Origin of the sequence: Halolamina salina, from assembly GCF_042678005.1 — an archaeon.
GTDB classification, from domain to species: Archaea; Halobacteriota; Halobacteria; order Halobacteriales; family Haloferacaceae; genus Halolamina; species Halolamina salina.
This window is the reverse complement of sequence record NZ_JBHUDH010000038.1, coordinates 9,373-11,553: the sequence shown is the minus strand read 5'-3', so window position 1 is coordinate 11,553 and position 2,181 is coordinate 9,373. Positions and strand designations below refer to the sequence as shown.

Genomic DNA, 2,181 nt, shown 5'->3' with positions numbered 1-2,181 from the left:
CCTCGAGGAACGGCGTCTCCCGCTCGGTCAGCGAGAGCGACACCGTCGCGTCCTCGCCGTCGAGGACCGACCGGAGATGCGCTTCGAGCGCCACACGGAACCCCTCGGCCGTCTCCGGCGGGACGCTCCGGCGGTCGATCGTCACCGCACAGCGGGCGGGGACTTGGTTCGTCGACTCGCCGCCCTCGATCCCGGTCGGTACCAGCGTCGCCGCACCCAACTGCGGGTGGGCGTCGACGTTGTCGAACGACTCCAGCGCGCCCAGTAGTCTGCCCGCGGCCGAGACGGCGTTGACACCCGATTCCGGGCTGGCGGCGTGGGCGGCGATGCCCTCGACGGCGATGGTCCCCTCGAACCGCCCACGGGCGGCGGTACAGACGTCCAGCCCGGTCGGCTCGCCGACGACGTAGGCGTCAGGTTCGGGATCGGACGCGGAGAGCGGTGTCACGGTCGCGCCCGTCTCGCCCGGGCCGCCCGGGGCCACTTCGCCGGTCAGCAGCGCGTGGGCGCCGGTCGAGAGCGTCTCCTCGTCCGGCGTGACCGCGAGCGTGAGGGTTCCCTGCTCGATCTCGGCGTCGAGGAACGCCGACAGCAGCGCGGCCAGCGGCCCCTTCGCGTCGCAGGCGCCGCGGCCGCGGATCGTTCCCCCGTCTCGCTCGAAGGGGACGTGCGGCGCCACGGTGTCGATGTGGGTGTTGAACACGAGGTGGGGCGAGCCGGAACCGCGGCTGGCACGGACGTTCCCGGCGGCGTCGACGCGTGGCTCGTGACCGCTCTCCCGCAGCGCGTCGAGCAATAGTTCGCGGGTGCCGCCCAAGTCCTCGGTCGAGTCGTCTTGGACGGCGTCTTCGAGGAACGAGACGGGATCGAAGCTCATCGCTCGCTCCCCTCGTCGAGTCGGTCCGCGCCCAGCGCCGCCTCGCCGGTGACGCCCGCGATACGGTCGTCCTCGGGGACGGGTAGCTCCCCCTCGAATCGCTTCCTCGCGGGGCCGCGCAGGCGTGCGGGACCGTCCTCGGGCACCGCGACGGCGAGATCGCCGCCCGGCGGCGTGACAGTGATCCAGTCGGCGCCCCCGTGGAGCCGACCGAGTCGCTTCGCCGCGGCGGCGACCGCGACCGCGCCGGTGCCGCAGGCTCGCGTCTCGCCCTCGACGCCGCGCTCGTAGGTGCGCTGGCGGAACCCCTCGTCCGCCGCCGACGCGAACGTCACGTTCGCCCCCTCCGGGAACGCGTCGGCGTGGCGGATCGGCGGCGCGACGGCGTCGATATCGACCGCGTCCACGTCGTCGACGAAGACGACCGCGTGGGGGACGCCAGTGTTCACCGCCGTGACGGCCAGTCCCGCGGCGGGCGTGCCGTCGAGTTCGTCGAGCACTGCGTCGACGAGTGGTTCGTCGGCTGCCAGTGGCACGTCTGCGGGATCGAACCTCGGAACGCCCATCTCCACGGCCACCTCGTCGTCGACGACCGCGCGGCGGGTACCGGCGGGGGTGTCGATGTCGAACGTCGTCGCGTCCGTACGGTCTGCGGCCCACGCCGCCACACAGCGCGCGCCGTTGCCGCACATCTCCGCGATGGAGCCGTCGGGCTGGACCAGCGTCATCGTCACCCTCGGCGGGGCGGCGTCCGCGTCGAGCGAGAGGAACAGCACGCCGTCGGCGCCGTGGCGCGCGCCGGCCTCGTTTTCGACGCCGACCTCGCGGTCGCAGTGAACGCGGGCGAACGCGGCGCGGTCCTCGACGGGGTCGCCGTCCGCGTCGACCACCACGAAGTCGTTGCCCGCGCCGTCGTACTTCTCGAACGCGACCGTCATACGTCCCCCTCGTCGGTCCGACGGTTTGAGTCTCCCGCCGCGTCGAGCCGACTCACGTCCGCGAGCGTCTCGCGCCGGCGGAGGATTTCGCCGTCGACAGTGACCTCCGCGGGCCGGGGGCGGGAGTTGTACGTCGAGGCCATCTCGTAGCCGTACGCACCCGCGTTGCCGACCGCGAGTAAGTCCCTGCGCTCGGGCCGGGGGAGCGGGCGGTTCTCACAGAGCAGGTCCGCGGTCTCACAGACCGGCCCGGCGACGGTGACGCCGACCTGCTCACGCGCCGAGGGGTCGCCCTCGGATCCGAGGTTCCGCACCGCGTGGTAGGCGTCGTACATCGCCGGCCGCAGCAGCGTCGTCATTCCGGCG

General features: G+C 73.1%; 2 protein-coding genes and 1 pseudogene. All 3 read right to left on the bottom strand.

Annotated elements, in window-relative coordinates; translation table 11 throughout:
- The coding region (locus ACFR9S_RS04875) for a M20/M25/M40 family metallo-hydrolase (protein ID WP_379818181.1) at positions 1–877 on the bottom strand (877 nt) is incomplete at its 3' end.
- Positions 874–1,815 carry a diaminopimelate epimerase gene (dapF, locus tag ACFR9S_RS04870; RefSeq protein ID WP_379818180.1) on the bottom strand — a complete coding sequence of 314 codons (942 nt, stop codon included), beginning with the start codon at positions 1,813–1,815 and terminating at the stop codon, positions 874–876. The genes dapF and ACFR9S_RS04875, both read right to left, overlap by 4 nt.
- A pseudogene (locus ACFR9S_RS04865) lies at positions 1,812–2,181 on the bottom strand (diaminopimelate decarboxylase); the annotation flags it as partial. The pseudogene ACFR9S_RS04865 and the gene dapF, both read right to left, overlap by 4 nt.

Excerpts from the sequence above, each read along its gene's own strand:
- dapF (WP_379818180.1), bottom strand. The coding sequence starts at position 1,815 with ATGACGGTCGCGTTCGAGAAGTACGACGGCGCGGGCAACGACTTCGTG.